This is a genomic window from Spectribacter hydrogenoxidans (assembly GCF_031846275.1).
Classification (GTDB): domain Bacteria; phylum Pseudomonadota; class Gammaproteobacteria; order Nevskiales; family Salinisphaeraceae; genus Spectribacter; species Spectribacter hydrogenoxidans.
Map to the genome: position 1 here is coordinate 1 of NZ_JAVRIB010000019.1, position 15601 is coordinate 15601.

The following is a 15601-nucleotide window of genomic DNA, read 5'->3' on the forward strand; positions in this document are numbered from 1 at the left end:
GTCCTGTTCCAGATCCACCACTACCGCCTCGGGCGGATTGTTGCGATCCACGCCGATCAGCAGATCGAGCACGGGGATAAGGCCGTAGAAGAACAGCGGCATACCCCACAGCAGCAACCCGGACTGGCTGACGTAGAACAGCGCCAGAAATGCCACGCCCAGGGCCGGCAACAGTGGGCTCAGCAACCATAGAGCCCGCTTCCCGTCCGTCCATTCGACGGGATTGCTTCCGTCCATGCTTCGTACCGTCATGGCTTGTTTCCTCTCACGCTTCAGCGTTGATCAGTGCGGGTGCTTGTAATCACCCTGGATTCATACCATGACAGTGGGCCGCACCCCGTGCTGGTCATTTTTTTGACATCGAGTTGTCATTTTCGGACACTGCAGCCACGGGCTTCCTCCCGGAGGATGCATGTCGACGGAACGCCGAGTCCCCGCACGCTACTACGCGCGGCTGATCGAGGTGCTTCGGGATCAGGACGTCGATACCGACGCGGTGGTCGCGGACAGTGGCATTCCCGCTGATGAACTGTTCGATGTCGACGGCACCCTGCCGCTGGAGCGGATCGAGTCCCTGCTGGCCGCCGCCCGCACCGCCACGGCCCGCACCGACATCGCGCTGGCACTGGCCGCCGCCCTGAAACTGACCTCGCACAGCGCAGTCAGCTACGGCATTCTGAGCAGCCCCACGGCCGGCTATGCGCTGGGCCTGGTCGCCCGCTACTTCGGGCTGATCCTGCCGATGTTCCGCGTGCGCTACGGCTGCCGGGACGAAATCATGCGCCTGCGCCTGACGCCCGCGGCGGGGATGTCCCATGAAAGCTTCGCCTTTCACCTGGAACTGATCGTGGCCTGCGTGCATTGGGAGTTGCGCGATCTCATCGCCGGCGACATGCCGCCCTACGATGTCTATTTCTCGATCGACACCCCACCCCATGTCGCCCGCTACGAGGCGCTGCGGGAGATGCGAATCCATTTCGGCACGCTCGACCAGCCCGGCGCCGAGATGGCCTGGCCACGGGACTTGGCGTCCCGGCCACTGGCGCTGTCGGATCCGACCGCCCTGCGAATGGCCGAAAACCGCTGCGCCGAAATGATCGAGCGGGTGCGAGTGCGGGAGGGGATCGCATCATGGGTCGGCATGATGCTGCGCGAGGCCAACGGACCGCCCCCGGGCCATTGCGAGCTGGCGGCGGCCCTGAACATCTCGAGCCGCACCCTCGACCGCTACCTGCGCAAGGAGGGCGCCACATTTCGCGAATTAAGCAAGCAGGCAACGCAACAACGCGCTGGTCGCCTGCTCTCGGAAGGTCGGCTGTCCGTTACCGAGGTTGCCATGGAGCTGGGGTATTCCGACGTCGCCAACTTCACCCGGGCCTTCCGGCGCGATACGGGTCTGACGCCCAGTGAGTGGCGGCAGCAACCGCCGATCGGCGACGGCGAGTCACCGGACACAGCCGATGCCCGCTGGGTCTGAGAACTATTCGAAGCTGCGCGCCAGATTCAGCAGGTAGCTGGTGTCGAGATCCTCGACCCCGGGCTCGGGATTGTTGTTGTACTGATGCCGGTACTGGGCTGCCAGCGACCAGGCGGGCGACCCGCCAAGCGGCGCTTCCACTGCGAGAGTCGAGTCAACCCTGAAATTGTCGGACGGCGAATCGCTTATCTGCGGAATCACAGTCAGGTTGTGGGTGAACTGGAACCAGTCGGAGACGTCGAGCAGATAGTCATAGCCCAGAGTGACAACCGCCTCGCTTTCGTCCTGACCCACGATGCGCGAGATGTATTCGTAACCAAGACCCATGCGCCCCTTGAGTTCGTGTCCCGGGCGTTGCAGAAAGTAGTAGCCAGGACCGAGCGTGGTAGTGGAACGAAAGTCGATGTTCTCGAAGTCGTCGCGCTCGGCCTCGGTCTGAGCGAACAGGAAGAAGCTGCGGGAGAAATCGCGTTCCAGCCGTACCGTTCCCAGCTTCTCATCAGCCGACTCGACGCCATCCTGCTGTGCCTTGTTAACCAGCAGACTCAGGTAGAGACGATCATCCTCCGCCTCACGCCGGGCGCGCGCGCCAAAGTTGAGGCTACGGCTCTCGGAATTACCCGAGGTGCCGCCAAGCCCAACCAAAAGTTGTCCGGACCACAGGTTGGCCCGCTTCTCCCGCAGTTCCGCGAGGCGAATCTCGGCAGGCGAAGGCTCACCGACCCCGCGCACAGCCGACAGCCGCGAGAGCTCGAAAGTGGTGGTGCCAAAAGCTGAATCGGCAATGCGCTGGCCCTCACCGGGGACATACGCCAACCGGGCTTCCACTTCGTCACCATCCTCGGTGGTAATCACCACCGGCTCATCGGTCGCCAGACCCTCGATGGCATCGCGCTCGATGGTCAGGGTCCCGGCAAAGTCGGTCTCGACCTCGAGGCTCTCGCCGTCGAGGGAGACAATCTCGCCCTTGATGACGCTTTCGTCGTCCAGGTACACCACATCGGCGATCGTGGCGGGCGCGGCAAGTGCCAGTGTCAATACCAGCACGCGATGTAACGCTTTGATCATGATAAACATTTTGAATTCAAATCAAGCGCCGGAGTCTACCAGAGAGGTGTCACTTCCAGTCACCAGTAGATCGTCCCCAAGAAAAAGCCGGCTTGATGCCGGCTTTTCCAGGTGCGCATTTACGGTTACGAGGCTCAGGCCTCGGCGGTTTCCTGCACCCCTTCCTCCTCATGTGCAACCGGGCGGTCAACCAGCTCCACATAGGCCATCGGGGCATTGTCGCCGGCGCGATAGCCGCACTTCAGAATCCGCAGGTAACCGCCCGGGCGCTCGGCATAGCGCTGCCCCAGTTCGGTGAACAGCTTGCCCACCGCCTCCTTGTCGCGCAGACGCGAGAAGGCGAGGCGGCGATTGGCCACCGAGTCGGTCTTGCTCAGGGTGATCAACGGTTCCGCCACCTGGCGCAGAGCCTTGGCGCGCGGCACCGTAGTCTTGATCAGTTCGTTCTTGAACAGCGACGCGGACATGTTCCGCATCATGGCCCGGCGATGATCCGACGGTCGCCCAAAATTGCTACCGCTTTTGCGATGACGCATGACTTAATTTCTCCTGTGCCGACGCGGAGGCATTCAGCCCGCGTTGGCCGTTTCCAGTTCCGCCGGCGGCCAGTCTTCCAGGCTCATGCCGAGCTTGAGACCGTGCTCGCTGAGCACTTCGCTGATTTCGGTCAGCGACTTCTTGCCGAGATTCGGCGTCTTCATGAGTTCGTTTTCGCTGCGCTGGACCAGGTCACCCACGTAGTGGATGTTCTCGGCCTTGAGGCAGTTGGTCGAACGAACCGTGAGGTCGAGTTCGTCGATGGCTTTCAGCAGGATCGGGTTGACGCCGCTTTCCTTGCTGGCCGCCGCTGCCACCGGCTTGGCCTCGAGATCCACGAACACCGACAATTGGTCGTAGAGCGTCCCCGCTGCGAAGCGGATCGCTTCGGCGGGCTCCACGCTGCCGTTGGTCTCGATATCCAGCACCAGCTTGTCGAGGTCGGTGCGCTGTTCGACGCGCGCACGCTCGACGGTATAGCTGACACGGCGGATCGGCGAGAAGGAGGCGTCCAGACGCAGGGCACCGATCTCGGTGGCCCCGGTATCGTCGTCACCCGGCTCCGCCTTGCTCTGGGCCGGCTCGTAACCGCGACCGCGGCGAACCTTGAGGCTCATCTGCAGCGAACCGCTGGTGAGGTTGGCGATCACCAGGTCCGGATTGATGATCTCGACATCATGATCGGTGGTGATGTCGCCGGCCAGCACCGGTCCCGGGCCCTTCTTGTTCAGGTGCAGTTCGGCTTCTTCCCGGCTGTGCATGCGCACAGCCACGTTCTTGAGGTTGAGCAGGACGTCAATGACATCTTCCTGCATACCCTCGACCGTGGTGTACTCGTGCAGCACCCCGTCGATGCTGACTTCGGTAATGGCAGCGCCCGGAATGGACGACAACAGGATCCGGCGCAACGCGTTGCCCAGCGTGTGGCCGTAACCGCGCTCAAGCGGCTCGAGGGCCACGCGGGAGCGGCGGTCGCTGATCTGCTCGACCTCGACCAGGCGTGGCTTGAGCAATTGTGTGGATGCAGGCTGCATTCGCAATCCTCTCAACAAGGCGTTGACTGAAGGTTCAAAGGTCGGCGGCTTACTTGGAGTAGAGCTCGACCACCAGATTTTCGTTGATTTCCTGAAGAATCTGGTCGCGATCGGGCACCGTCTTGAACGTCCCGGTCAGCTTCTTCTCGTCAACATCGACCCAGTCGCTGATGCCGAGCTGACTGGCAACTTCGATGGCCGCGTGGATGCGGGTCTGCTGCTTGGCCTTTTCGCGTACCGCGATCTCGTCGCCTTCCTTGACCTGATAGGAGGGGATGTTGACCGGGTAGCCGTTGACCGCAATCAACCGGTGGCTTACCAGCTGGCGCGCCTCGGCGCGGGTGCTGGCGAAACCCATGCGGTACACAACGTTATCCAGCCGCCGCTCCAGCAACTGGAGCAGCAACGTGCCGGTAGCGCCCTTCTGCTGGGCCGCCTTCTTGTAGTAGTTGCGGAACTGCCGCTCAAGCACGCCGTACATGTGACGCAGCTTCTGCTTTTCCCGCAGCTGCAGCGCGTAATCGGACAGCCGCTGGCGCCGCTGCCCGCCGCCACCGCGCGCACCCGGGGGCGAATCGAGCTTGCACTTGCCTTCCAGCGAACGACCCCGCCCCTTGAGGAACAGGTCCGTGCCGGCGCGGCGCGACAGCTTGCACTTGGGACCGATAAACTTGGCCATATTCGTTGAATCCTCTAGACGCGGCGCTTTTTCGCCGGGCGGCAGCCGTTGTGCGGAATGGGGGTCACGTCGATGATGCTGGTGACCTTGAAGCCGGCACCGTTGAGCGAACGGACCGCAGCTTCGCGCCCCGGACCTGGGCCCTTGACCCGCACCTCGAGATTCTTGACCCCGTAGTCCGCAGCCCCCTGCCCGGCCTTTTCGGCCGCGACCTGGGCGGCAAACGGCGTGCTCTTGCGCGAGCCCTTGAAACCACTGCCACCGGCAGTGGCCCAGGCCAGAACGTTACCCTGCCGGTCCGAAATGGTAATGATGGTGTTGTTGAAGGTCGCGTGAATGTGCGCGATGCCTTCGGCCACGTTGCGCTTGGCCCTGGCCTTGCGCGCTCGCGTGGTCGTTCCCGTGCTCTCTGTCGCCATAGTCTTATTAATGCCCGTGATCTGACCCGGAGGCCGGAATTACCCTGTCGTCGCGACTAGCGACGGATGGGACGACGCGGCCCCTTGCGGGTGCGTGCGTTGGTCTGTGTCTGCTGTCCGCGCACCGGCAGTCCGCGCCGATGACGGATACCGCGATAACAACCCAGATCCATCAGGCGCTTGATGTTCATCGACACCTCGCGTCGAAGATCGCCCTCGATCGTGTACTGACCCACGGCGGCGCGAAGCTGTTCGACCTCGCCTTCGGTGAGATCCTTGATCTTCGTATCGGTGCCGACCTGCGCGGTCTCACAGATGAGTTTTGCCCGCGTGGGGCCGACGCCGTAGAGCGACGTAAGCGCCACTACCGCGTGCTTGTTGATCGGGAGATTGACTCCAGCAATTCGCGCCATTGAAGGACCTTCGCTAACCGTTGATCAAAGGCATTGGCCGCGGCCGCGGGCGGAACCTCGCGGAACCCCCGGGAAAGCCGGCCAATGTACTGTTTCTCGGCGGATATTTCAACCCTGCCGCTGCTTGTGACGCGGATCGGTGGCACAGATGACCATGACCACGCCGTTGCGCCGGACAACCTTGCAATTGCGGCAGATTTTCTTGACCGATGCCCTGACTTTCATTCCCTAAACTCCGTGAATCGTGATTCGTGTGGCGTGACTGGCAGTTGTCCGGTCGCGCCGCCGCGAACGAATCACCAGTCACGAGTCACCAATCACCTTTACCTAAGCATCCCCGCGCCGCCGTGGCCCTTGAGGTTGGCCTTCTTGAGCAGACCCTCGTACTGATGCGACATCAGGTGCGCCTGCAACTGCGACATGAAGTCCATGACCACCACCACGATGATCAGCAGCGAGGTGCCGCCGAAATAGAACGGCACGTTCCACTGCAGGATCAGGAACTCCGGCAACAGGCAGACCGCGGTGATATAAGCAGCGCCAGCCACCGTCAGCCGCGTGAGCACGGTGTCGATGTAGTTGGCCGTCTGCACCCCGGGGCGCACGCCGGGGATGAATGCCCCGGACCGCTTGAGGTTATCCGCGGTTTCACGCGAATCGAACACCAGTGCGGTGTAGAAGAAGCAGAAGAAGATGATCATCAACGAGTACAGCAGCACATACAGCGGCTGCCCCGGCGAGATCGCATTCGCCACCCAGTTGCCGATGGTGCCGCCCTCGCCGAGGAAGCGAACGATGGTGGCCGGAAACAGGATGATGCTGGACGCGAAGATGGGGGGTATCACGCCCGCCATATTCAGCTTCAGCGGCAGATGCTGGGTCTGCGACCCGTACATCTTGCGCCCGCGTTGTCGCTGGGCATGATGCACCGGAATCCGCCGCTGGGCGCGTTCCATGAACACCACGAAACCCAGCACAGCCAGCGCGCCGATGAACAGCACGACCGCGGTGAGTGCATTCAGCTCACCGGTGCGGACCAGATCCATGGTGCCGCCGATTGCCGAAGGCAGCCCCGACACGATACTGGCGAAGATCAGAATCGAGATGCCGTTGCCGATACCCCGCTCCGTGACCTGCTCGCCCAGCCACATCAGGAACAGCGCGCCGGTGGTCAGGCAGATGGCGGTGGTGAAGATGAAGCTGTACTGGGTCACGCCGTCCAGTGCGATGCCCTGGTTCCAGAGCGCAATACCGGTACCGATCGACTGGAAGCTGGCCAGGCCCAGCGTGCCGTACCGCGTGTACTGGGTGATCTGGCGACGCCCCGCCTCGCCCTCTTTCTTCTTTTCCTTGAGCGAGGGCACCGTGGCCGTCATCAACTGCATGATGATGGAAGCCGAGATATAGGGCATGACGCCCAGCGCCAGAATCGACAGGCGCTCCAGCGCACCGCCGGTAAACATGACGCCCAGGTCCAGGATCGTGCCCGACTGGCGCTCGAACATCTGCGCCAACTGTGCCGGGTCGATGCCCGGGACCGGAATGAACGAGCCGATGCGGAAGACGATGAGGGCCCCCAGCAGGAACAGCAGCCGCTGGCGCACCTCGGTAAGCTTGCCTGCATCCGGCATCATGCCGCCGCCCGTGTTTTTGGCGCCTCGTGCCACGTGCTACCCCTCGACCTTGCCGCCGGCGTCCGCAATGGCCTTCGCCGCACCGGCGGAAGCACGAATACCCTGGAGTTCCACCGTGGCGGTTATCTGCCCGGAGGCGATTACCTTGGCCCGCTTGGCTTCGCGCGGCACAATGCCGGCGTCCTTGAGCGTAGCCAGATCCACCGTGCCGCTGAGCTTGTTCAGCGCATCAAGACGGACCGCGACGGTCTGCTCGGTGACCGACCGGAAGCCGCGCTTGGGCACACGCCGCTGCAGCGGCATCTGACCGCCCTCGAAGCCAACCTTGTGATAGCCACCGGAACGGGCCTTCTGGCCCTTATGGCCACGGCCGGCCGTCTTACCGAGACCGGAGCCCGGGCCGCGGCCGACCCGCTTTTCCGTCTGCCGGGCACCTTCGCCCGGATGGAGATCGTTCAAACGCATGATCAGGCCTCCTCGACCGACAGCATGTAGGACACGCGGTTGATCATGCCCAGGTTCTCGGGTGTCGCCGCGACCGTCACCGTCTGGTGCATGCGACGCAACCCCAGCCCGCGCACGCAGGCACGGTGCTTTTCCAGCCGCCCGGCGGTGCTGCGCACCAGGGTGACATTGATTTGTTTCGCGCTATCGTTCGCCATGATGTCCTGCCTGTCCGGAATTACGCGGTGAGCTGCTCGACACTCAGGCCACGCTTGGCCGCGATGAACTGCGGGTCATGCATGTCCCGCAGACCGTTGACCGTTGCCCGAACCACGTTGATGGGGTTGCGCGAGCCGTAACTCTTGGCCAGTACGTTGCCAACGCCGGCAACTTCCAGCACCGCGCGCATCGCGCCGCCGGCAATCACGCCGGTACCATCGCTGGCCGGGCGCATGATCACCTTGCTGGACCCGTGCCAGCCGGTGGTCTCGTGCTGGATGGTGCCGCCCTTGAGGCGTACGTCCACCATGTTCTTGCGCGCGGCTTCCATGGCCTTCTGGATAGCCAAGGGCACCTCGCGGGCCTTGCCATAGCCGAAGCCAACCTTGCCGTCCCCGTTGCCGACCACGGTCAGCGCGGTGAAACCGAACTGGCGGCCGCCCTTGACCACTTTGGCCACACGATTCACGGCGATGAGCTTCTCGAGAAGGTCGCCTTCCGTACGTTCAACCTGTGCCATGTTTGACTCTAGTGATTCGTGACTCTTGTATCAGTAATCGTCTTGGTACACGCGATACTCAAGCCGCGACGCCAAGCCGATCACCTTGCATTAAAACTGCAGACCACCCTCGCGGGCAGCATCGGCCAGTGCCTTGACCCGCCCGTGATAGGCGAATCCCGACCGGTCGAACGAGACCGACTCGATGCCGGCTGCCTTCGCCTTGTCGGCGATCGCCCGACCCACGGCCTTGGCCGCCTCAGTGTTTCCGGTAACGCCCAGCGAAGCCCGCAGATCCTTCTCCAGCGTCGAGGCCGACACCAGCGTGCGGTCTCCGGCCGGCGCAATGATCTGCGCGTAGATGTGTCGCGGCGTCCGATTGACCACCAGGCGGTGTGCACCCTGCGCACGCATCTGCATGCGCGTGCGGCGGGCCCGGCGGAGTCGACTTACCTGTTTCTTGTGCATGATTGCGGTTTCCGTACCAAACGGTTGCAAATGGAGTTTCGGCGCCAGCGCTACTTCTTCTTGGCTTCCTTCCGGATCACCCGCTCGTCGGCGTAACGAACGCCCTTGCCCTTGTAGGGCTCCGGCGGACGGAAGGCACGAATGTTGGCGGCGGCCTGACCGACGGCCTGCTTGTCCGCCCCCTTGACCAGCACTTCCGTCTGGCTCGGGGTTTCCACCGTGACACCTTCCGGCACCTCGTACACGACCGGGTGGGAAAACCCGAGCGCCAGATTCAGATTCTTGCCCTGCGCCTGGGCGCGATAACCCACGCCGACCAGTTCAAGCTTGCGCTCGAAACCTTCCGACACGCCGTGGACCATGTTGGCGACGATCGCCCGGACACTGCCGGCCATCGCCAGATTGGTCACCCGGGCGGTGGATACCGCGCGCGCCTCGCCGTCCTCGATCTCGAGACTAGTATCGACAGGCAGACGGAATTCGAGCACGCCGTTCTTGCCCTTGACCGACACGACACCCCCGTCGAACTTGACTTCGGTACCGGACGGGATGGTGATCGGCGCCTTTGCGACTCTGGACATTGCTTACGTTGCCTCTGACTGGGGTTACGCGACCATGCAAAGCACTTCGCCACCGTGGCCGCCGTCGCGCGCCGCGCGATCAGTCATCACGCCCTGCGACGTGGACACGATGGCAATACCCAACCCCCCGACCACGCTCGGGAGATCATTCTTGCCCCGATAGATGCGCAACCCGGGCTTGCTGATCCGCTCGATTCGCTCGATGACGGGCTGCCCCTGGAAATACTTCAACCGGACCGTGAGCTGCGGCTTGCCGCCCACCTCGGTTTCCGCGAAATCCTGGATGTAGCCTTCGTCGCGGAGCACTTCGGCGATCGCTTTTTTCAGCTTCGACGCCGGCATGCTCACCTGGGTCTTCTCCGCTGTCTGCCCGTTACGAATCCGGGTCAGCATGTCGGAGATTGGGTCAGTCATACTCATATGTACCGATACCTATATTCGGTGATTCCGTGGCTGCTGCGGCCGAAGCCGCCCCATCCACCAACTGTTACCAACTGGACTTCACCAGACCGGGAATTTCCCCGTTCATGGCCGCTTCTCGAATCTTGTTCCGGGCCAGACCGAACTTGCGGTAGTAACCGCGCGGCCGGCCAGTGACCTGACAACGATTGCGCATGCGGGTCGGGCTGGCGTCGCGCGGCAACCGCTGCAACTCCTGTCCGGCCGCAAAACGCTCTTCCGGCGGCAGATTGATGTCGACGCAGCGCGCCTTAAGTTCGGCGCGCTTCGCCGCGTACTTCTTGACCAACTGGGCGCGTTTCACGTCGCGCGCCACCATGCTTTTTTTCGCCATAACGAACGGTTCCGTAGTTACTTGCGGAAGGGGAAGTTGAAGCCCTGGAGCAGAGCCCGCCCCTCCTCGTCGTTTCGCGCGGTGGTGGTGATGATGATGTCCATGCCACGAAGCACGTCCACCTTGTCGTATTCAATTTCCGGGAACACGATCTGCTCCTTCACACCCAGCGCGTAATTGCCGCGACCGTCGAACGCACGCGGGTTCAGGCCGCGGAAATCTCGGATCCGCGGCAGCGCCGCATTGACCAGCCGGTCCAGGAATTCGTACATGCGCGAGCGCCGCAGGGTGACCTTGCAACCCACGGGCCAGCCTTCGCGAATCTTGAAACCCGCCTCGGACTTGCGCGCACGGGTCATCAGCGGCTTCTGGCCGGCAATCGCCGCCATGTCCGCCATGGCGTGATCGATGACCTTGCGATCGGCAACCGCCTCGCCCACGCCCATGTTCAGCGTGATCTTGCTGACCCGGGGCACTGCCATGCGGCTGGAGTAGCCGAACTGCTCCATCAGCGCGGGCACGATCTGCTCGCGGTAGTACTGGCGCAGCCGTGTCGTATCGATTTCTGTTTCGCTCATTACCAGTTCCACGCCTTACGCGTCGACGACTTCGCCGTTGGACTTGAAATACCGGACCTTGCGGCGGCTGCCACTGGCGTCAATCCATTTGACGCCGATCCGATCACCCTTGCCCGTCTCGGGGTTGTAGAGCATGACGTTGGACTCGGCCAACGGCATCTCACGTTCCTCGATACCCCCCTGCACACCGGCATTGGGGTCGGCCTTGACGTGCTTCTTGGCCAAATTGATGCCTTCGACCAGTACGCGGCGATCGTCGCGCACGCCCAGCACCGTCCCACGCCGACCCTTGTCCTTGCCGGCGATCACGACCACCTGGTCGCCCTTGCGGATTCGCTTCAACGCCATGGTTAGAGCACCTCCGGTGCCAACGAGATGATGCGCATGAACTTCTCACGCAGTTCACGCGTCACCGGGCCGAAAATACGTGTGCCCACCGGTTCGTTCTGCGCGTTCAGCAGCACCGCCGCATTGCGGTCGAAACGGATGATCGAGCCATCCGCGCGCCGCACACCGCGCCGGGTACGAACGACCACGGCATTGAGCACGTCACCCTTCTTCACGCGACCACGCGGGATCGCGTCCTTGACGGTGACCTTGATGATGTCGCCTACGCCGGCATAGCGGCGGTGCGAGCCGCCCAGCACCTTGATGCACTGGACCCGGCGTGCGCCGCTGTTATCCGCCGCAAACAGTTGTGATTCTGTCTGGATCATTGTCCTGCCGCCTCCAGTTCACCGGCGCGCTCGACCACGCGGACCAGACGCCAGGCCTTGCGCCGCGAAATCGGGCGGCATTCCTGGATCTCGACCAGATCACCCGCATTCGCCTCATTGGCCTCGTCGTGCGCAGGGATGCGGGTCGAACGCCGCACGTACTTGTCATACAGCGGGTGTTGTACCCGTCGTTCGACAAGCACGACGATGGTCTTGTCGCCCTTGTCGCTGACGACGCGGCCGACCACCACACGCTGTGTCTTTTGTTCACTCATGAGACTCAACCCTTGTTCGCCGTCGCGGCGCGTTCGCGCTGAATGGTCTTGATCCGCGCGATACTCCGCCGGATGGTTCGGAACTGGTGGCTGCCCTCGAGGGCGCCGGTCGCCGCCTGCATGCGCAGGTTGAAGCGCTCACGCCGCAACTCGATCAGTTCCTTGCCCAGATCGGCGTCCGATTTTTCCCGTAGCTCAGACGGCTTCATCGTTTGACTTCCCGTTACAGAATGCTGCGTTCAACAAAGGCGGTACGCACCGGCAGCTTCGACGCCGCCAGGCGAAACGCTTCCTGCGCGACTTCACGCGGGACGCCTTCCATTTCGTAGAGCATGCGACCGGGCTGAATCAGGGCAACCCAGTATTCGACGTTGCCCTTGCCCTTGCCCATGCGCACTTCAATCGGCTTCTTGGTGACCGGCTTGTCCGGGAATATCCGGATCCAGATCTTGCCGCCACGCTTGATGTGACGGGTCATGGCACGACGCGCCGCCTCGATCTGACGGGCGGTGATGCGGCCGCGCTCGACTGCCTTAAGGCCGTATTCGCCGAAGCTGACCTGCGCGCCGCGCTGCGCCAGGCCACGGTTGCGGCCCTTCTGGACCTTGCGGAACTTGGTTCGTTTGGGTTGCAGCATGGCGGTTTATCCCGTTGCCCGGCCGGCTTCCTCGCCTTCCACGGCGACCGGCTTCTCTGCTTCGAAAATCTCGCCCTTGAAGATCCAGACCTTGACACCGAGGATGCCGTAGGTGGTCTTGGCTTCGGCGAGGCCGTAGTCAATGTCGGCACGCAGCGTATGCAGCGGCACGCGACCGTCGCGATACCACTCGGAGCGCGCAATCTCGGCCCCGTTCAGCCGCCCGGCCACGTTCACGCGAATGCCGCCAGCGCCCAGGCGCATGGCGTTACCCACGGCGCGCTTCATGGCCCGACGGAACATGATGCGGCGCTCCAGCTGCTGCGCAATGTTTTCGGCCACCAGCTTCGCGTCGAGTTCCGGTTTGCGGATTTCCTCGACCGACAGATGCACCGGCACGCCCATGAGCTTGCTGACTTCACCACGCAGCTTGTCGATGTCCTCACCCTTCTTGCCAATCACGATGCCCGGACGGGCGGTGTGAATGGTGATGCGCGCGGAGCGGGCCGGCCGATCGATCTGGATACGGCTGACCGACGCATGCGCCAGGCGCTTGCGAATGTACTCGCGCACTTCGAGATCGGTGTTGAGCGTGTCGCGATAGGCCGCGTTCTCCGCGTACCAGCGCGAGCTCCACTCGGTGGTGATCCCGAGCCGAAAACCGGTTGGATGGACTTTATGACCCATATTCGCCTCTTACTTGTCCGCCACCCGGATGGTGATGTGGCTGGTACGCTTGAAAATCCGATCCGCGCGGCCGCGTGCCCGGGGCTTAATCCGCTTCATGGTCGGACCCTCGTCCACCATGATCACGCTGACCTTGAGCTCGTCGATGTCGGCGCCCTCGTTGTGCTCGGCATTGGCGATGGCCGACTCGAGGACCTTGTGAATCGTCCGGGCCGCCTTCTTGGGCTGGAACCGGAGGGTCTCCAGCGCCCGTTCAACCGGCATACCCCGGACCTGATCGGCGATCAACCGCGCCTTCTGCGGCGAGATGCGCGCGAATCGCAACTTGGCAAACGAATCCGTCATGATACTTCCAATCCGGTAACTTAGGACTTCCGGTCGCCGATGTGGCCCTTGAACGTCCGGGTGGGCGCAAACTCGCCCAGCTTGTGGCCGACCATGTTCTCCGACACGAAGACCGGTACGTGCTGACGACCGTTATGCACGGCAATCGTGAGTCCGATCATGTCGGGTGTAACCATCGACCGGCGCGACCAAGTCTTGATCGGTCGCTTGGTCTGACTTTCCTGAGCCTTGGCGACCTTGCTTGCGAGATGCAGGTCGATGAACGGCCCCTTCTTGATGGAACGCGGCATTGCTAAATTCCCCAGTCGAGTGCGATCAACGCTTCTTCCGCTTGCCGCGGCCGCGAACGATCATGCTGTCCGTGCGCTTGTTGGTGCGCGTCTTGAAGCCCTTCGTCTTCCAGCCCCAGGGACTGGTCGGATGACGACCGCCGCTGGTCCGGCCTTCACCACCACCATGCGGGTGGTCGACCGGGTTCATCGCGACGCCGCGAACGGTCGGCCGCTTGCCCCGCCAGCGGGTGGCGCCGGCCTTGCCCAGCGACCGCAGCGAATGTTCCGCGTTGCCCACTTCGCCGATCACGGCGGTGCAGGCGGCAAACACGCGGCGCATTTCGCCGGATTTCAGCCGCAGGGTGGCGTAATCACCTTCACGGGCGACCAGTTGCGCCGAGACGCCGGCGCTGCGTGCAATCTGCGCGCCCTTGCCCGGCCGCATCTCGATGGCATGAATGGTCGTGCCCACCGGGATATTGCGGATCGGCATGGCGTTGCCCGGCTTGATCGGCGCGTCCGGTCCGGCCAGTACCTGGTCGCCGGATTTCACACCACGCGGGGCAAGAATGTAACGACGCTCGCCATCCACGTAGAGCAGCAGGGCCAAATGGGCGCTACGGTTCGGATCGTATTCGATCCGCTCGACCTTGGCCGGCACGCCGACCTTGTCGCGCCGGAAGTCGACCATCCGGTAGCGCTGCTTGTGCCCGCCGCCCCGATGACGGGTGGTGATACGACCGGCATTGTTGCGGCCGCCGCTGCGGGATTGCTTGGAGACCAGCGATTCCTGCGGCTGCCCCTTGTGGAGCTCCGCATTCTTCACGCTGACGACGAAGCGTCGTCCTGCCGATGTCGGTTTGGCCTTTTTCAGTGCCATGACTTAAATCCGTCCGTGTCTAGTAACTTGAACGCCACCTACTCGACGCCGCTCAGAAAATCCAGTTCCTGCCCGGCGGCCAGCGACACATATGCCTTTTTCCAGGCGGCGCGCTTGCCGGGCTGACCGCGAAAACGCTTGGTCTTACCCTTCACATTCAGCGTGGTCACGCCCTCGACCTGAACCTTGAAGAGCCTCTCCACCGCGGTCTTGATCTCGGTCTTGGTGGCATCAACCGCCACCTGGAAGACCACCTGGTTGTGGGCATCGGCCTGGACCGAACTCTTCTCGGACACGTGCGGTGCGCGCAGGACCTCGTAGATGCGTTCCTGGTTCACGACAGCCACCCTTCGATTTGCTTGATTGCGTCGACGGTCACGATGACTTTCTCGGCCCCGACCAGCGACACCGGATCCAGACCCGCCACGTCCGTCAGCGACAGGTAGGGAATGTTGTTGCTCGAATACGCAAGATTCTCGTCCACCTCGGTCACCACGATCAGGCCACGTCGGCCGGCACCTGTCGCGTCCAGGAAGTCGAGCAGCTTGCGCGTCTTGCGCTCTGCCAGACTCAGTTCCTTGACCACGACCAGACGATCCTGGCGAACTAGTTCCGCCAGAATCGAGCGCATGGCGCCGCGATACATTTTGCGGTTGACCTTCTGACCGAAGTCACGCGTGGTTGCCGCGAAGATCCGACCGCCGCCCTTCCACAGGGGACTGCGGATGGTACCGGCACGCGCGCGGCCGGTACCCTTCTGCCGCCACGGCTTCTTGCCGCCACCCCGAACCTGGGCGCGCGTACGCTGCGCCTTGGTGCCGGCACGGCCGCCGGCCAGATAGGCCGTGACCACCTGATGAACGAGTGCCGGCTTGAAGTCCACGCCGAACAACTCGTCGGAAACGTTGACGCCGGAGGCGTCGTTGGCTACCGCAAGTTCCATGAT

General features: G+C 63.0%; 28 protein-coding genes and 1 pseudogene. 1 reads left to right on the top strand and 28 read right to left on the bottom strand.

Annotated features, from left to right (window positions below):
* Window positions 1-252: pseudogene (locus RM532_RS14260) on the bottom strand (alkane 1-monooxygenase); the annotation flags it as partial.
* A gap of 160 nt (window positions 253-412) precedes the next feature.
* Between RM532_RS14260 and RM532_RS14265 the strand changes: the two are divergent.
* Entirely contained in the window at window positions 413-1477 is a 1065-nt protein-coding gene (locus RM532_RS14265) for a helix-turn-helix domain-containing protein (protein WP_311654010.1), read from the top strand.
* 3 nt (window positions 1478-1480) lie between these two features.
* Here the strand turns inward: RM532_RS14265 and RM532_RS14270 are convergent, their stop codons facing one another.
* From RM532_RS14270 to rplD, 27 genes are all read right to left on the bottom strand, one after another.
* Complete coding sequence (locus RM532_RS14270; RefSeq protein WP_311654011.1) at window positions 1481-2545, bottom strand: DUF481 domain-containing protein; 1065 nt, start codon at window positions 2543-2545, stop codon at window positions 1481-1483.
* A gap of 134 nt (window positions 2546-2679) precedes the next feature.
* Complete coding sequence (rplQ, locus tag RM532_RS14275) at window positions 2680-3081, bottom strand: 50S ribosomal protein L17 (protein ID WP_311654012.1); 402 nt, start codon at window positions 3079-3081, stop codon at window positions 2680-2682.
* Between the two features lie 33 nt (window positions 3082-3114).
* Entirely contained in the window at window positions 3115-4116 is a 1002-nt protein-coding gene (locus tag RM532_RS14280; protein WP_311654013.1) for a DNA-directed RNA polymerase subunit alpha, read from the bottom strand.
* 49 nt (window positions 4117-4165) lie between these two features.
* On the bottom strand, window positions 4166-4795 hold the full coding sequence (gene rpsD / locus RM532_RS14285) for a 30S ribosomal protein S4 (RefSeq protein WP_311654014.1): 630 nt from the start codon (window positions 4793-4795) through the stop codon (window positions 4166-4168).
* 14 nt (window positions 4796-4809) lie between these two features.
* Window positions 4810-5214 (bottom strand): 30S ribosomal protein S11, encoded by a 405-nt coding sequence (rpsK, locus tag RM532_RS14290; RefSeq protein ID WP_311654015.1) that lies wholly within the window; start codon window positions 5212-5214, stop codon window positions 4810-4812.
* A gap of 56 nt (window positions 5215-5270) precedes the next feature.
* Window positions 5271-5627, bottom strand: a complete 357-nt coding sequence (gene rpsM, locus RM532_RS14295; RefSeq protein WP_311654016.1) for a 30S ribosomal protein S13 — start codon at window positions 5625-5627, stop codon at window positions 5271-5273.
* A 108-nt stretch (window positions 5628-5735) separates the two neighbouring features.
* Window positions 5736-5852, bottom strand: coding sequence for a 50S ribosomal protein L36 (gene rpmJ, locus RM532_RS14300; RefSeq protein ID WP_311654017.1), 117 nt, complete (start codon window positions 5850-5852; stop codon window positions 5736-5738).
* A gap of 98 nt (window positions 5853-5950) precedes the next feature.
* Complete coding sequence (gene secY, locus RM532_RS14305; RefSeq protein WP_311654018.1) at window positions 5951-7261, bottom strand: preprotein translocase subunit SecY; 1311 nt, start codon at window positions 7259-7261, stop codon at window positions 5951-5953.
* Between the two features lie 36 nt (window positions 7262-7297).
* Complete coding sequence (gene rplO, locus RM532_RS14310) at window positions 7298-7726, bottom strand: 50S ribosomal protein L15 (RefSeq protein WP_311654019.1); 429 nt, start codon at window positions 7724-7726, stop codon at window positions 7298-7300.
* Between the two features lie 2 nt (window positions 7727-7728).
* Window positions 7729-7923 carry a 50S ribosomal protein L30 gene (gene rpmD / locus RM532_RS14315; RefSeq protein ID WP_311654020.1) on the bottom strand — a complete coding sequence of 65 codons (195 nt, stop codon included), beginning with the start codon at window positions 7921-7923 and terminating at the stop codon, window positions 7729-7731.
* Between the two features lie 20 nt (window positions 7924-7943).
* Window positions 7944-8444 carry a 30S ribosomal protein S5 gene (gene rpsE / locus RM532_RS14320; RefSeq protein WP_311654021.1) on the bottom strand — a complete coding sequence of 167 codons (501 nt, stop codon included), beginning with the start codon at window positions 8442-8444 and terminating at the stop codon, window positions 7944-7946.
* A 90-nt stretch (window positions 8445-8534) separates the two neighbouring features.
* Entirely contained in the window at window positions 8535-8891 is a 357-nt protein-coding gene (gene rplR, locus RM532_RS14325) for a 50S ribosomal protein L18 (RefSeq protein WP_311654022.1), read from the bottom strand.
* A gap of 50 nt (window positions 8892-8941) precedes the next feature.
* Window positions 8942-9472 (bottom strand): 50S ribosomal protein L6, encoded by a 531-nt coding sequence (gene rplF / locus RM532_RS14330; protein WP_311654023.1) that lies wholly within the window; start codon window positions 9470-9472, stop codon window positions 8942-8944.
* Window positions 9473-9496: 24 nt separating this feature from the next.
* Complete coding sequence (gene rpsH / locus RM532_RS14335; protein ID WP_311654024.1) at window positions 9497-9892, bottom strand: 30S ribosomal protein S8; 396 nt, start codon at window positions 9890-9892, stop codon at window positions 9497-9499.
* Window positions 9893-9959: 67 nt separating this feature from the next.
* Complete coding sequence (gene rpsN / locus RM532_RS14340) at window positions 9960-10265, bottom strand: 30S ribosomal protein S14 (protein WP_311654025.1); 306 nt, start codon at window positions 10263-10265, stop codon at window positions 9960-9962.
* Between the two features lie 17 nt (window positions 10266-10282).
* The gene (rplE, locus tag RM532_RS14345; RefSeq protein WP_311654026.1) at window positions 10283-10843 is read right to left on the bottom strand and encodes a 50S ribosomal protein L5; all 561 of its coding nucleotides are present in this window, start codon (window positions 10841-10843) and stop codon (window positions 10283-10285) included.
* A 15-nt stretch (window positions 10844-10858) separates the two neighbouring features.
* Complete coding sequence (gene rplX, locus RM532_RS14350) at window positions 10859-11185, bottom strand: 50S ribosomal protein L24 (RefSeq protein WP_349255333.1); 327 nt, start codon at window positions 11183-11185, stop codon at window positions 10859-10861.
* A gap of 8 nt (window positions 11186-11193) precedes the next feature.
* Window positions 11194-11559 carry a 50S ribosomal protein L14 gene (rplN, locus tag RM532_RS14355; RefSeq protein WP_311654028.1) on the bottom strand — a complete coding sequence of 122 codons (366 nt, stop codon included), beginning with the start codon at window positions 11557-11559 and terminating at the stop codon, window positions 11194-11196.
* Window positions 11556-11834: a 30S ribosomal protein S17 gene (rpsQ, locus tag RM532_RS14360; RefSeq protein ID WP_311654029.1), complete on the bottom strand. Its 279-nt coding sequence runs from the start codon at window positions 11832-11834 to the stop codon at window positions 11556-11558. The genes rplN and rpsQ overlap by 4 nt, the downstream gene beginning before the upstream one ends.
* Window positions 11835-11839: 5 nt before the next feature.
* Window positions 11840-12043 (bottom strand): 50S ribosomal protein L29, encoded by a 204-nt coding sequence (gene rpmC / locus RM532_RS14365; RefSeq protein ID WP_311654030.1) that lies wholly within the window; start codon window positions 12041-12043, stop codon window positions 11840-11842.
* Window positions 12044-12057: 14 nt separating this feature from the next.
* Window positions 12058-12471, bottom strand: coding sequence for a 50S ribosomal protein L16 (gene rplP / locus RM532_RS14370; RefSeq protein WP_311654031.1), 414 nt, complete (start codon window positions 12469-12471; stop codon window positions 12058-12060).
* Between the two features lie 6 nt (window positions 12472-12477).
* Window positions 12478-13158 (bottom strand): 30S ribosomal protein S3, encoded by a 681-nt coding sequence (rpsC, locus tag RM532_RS14375; RefSeq protein ID WP_311654032.1) that lies wholly within the window; start codon window positions 13156-13158, stop codon window positions 12478-12480.
* Between the two features lie 9 nt (window positions 13159-13167).
* On the bottom strand, window positions 13168-13503 hold the full coding sequence (rplV, locus tag RM532_RS14380) for a 50S ribosomal protein L22 (RefSeq protein WP_311654033.1): 336 nt from the start codon (window positions 13501-13503) through the stop codon (window positions 13168-13170).
* Between the two features lie 20 nt (window positions 13504-13523).
* The gene (gene rpsS, locus RM532_RS14385) at window positions 13524-13793 is read right to left on the bottom strand and encodes a 30S ribosomal protein S19 (protein ID WP_311654034.1); all 270 of its coding nucleotides are present in this window, start codon (window positions 13791-13793) and stop codon (window positions 13524-13526) included.
* Window positions 13794-13818: 25 nt separating this feature from the next.
* Window positions 13819-14655, bottom strand: a complete 837-nt coding sequence (gene rplB, locus RM532_RS14390) for a 50S ribosomal protein L2 (protein WP_311654035.1) — start codon at window positions 14653-14655, stop codon at window positions 13819-13821.
* Window positions 14656-14693: 38 nt separating this feature from the next.
* A complete protein-coding gene (rplW, locus tag RM532_RS14395) occupies window positions 14694-14993 on the bottom strand; it encodes a 50S ribosomal protein L23 (protein WP_311654036.1) in 300 nt (99 codons plus the stop codon).
* Window positions 14990-15598, bottom strand: a complete 609-nt coding sequence (gene rplD / locus RM532_RS14400) for a 50S ribosomal protein L4 (protein WP_311654037.1) — start codon at window positions 15596-15598, stop codon at window positions 14990-14992. The genes rplW and rplD overlap by 4 nt, the downstream gene beginning before the upstream one ends.
* Between the last annotated feature and the right edge of the window lie 3 nt (window positions 15599-15601).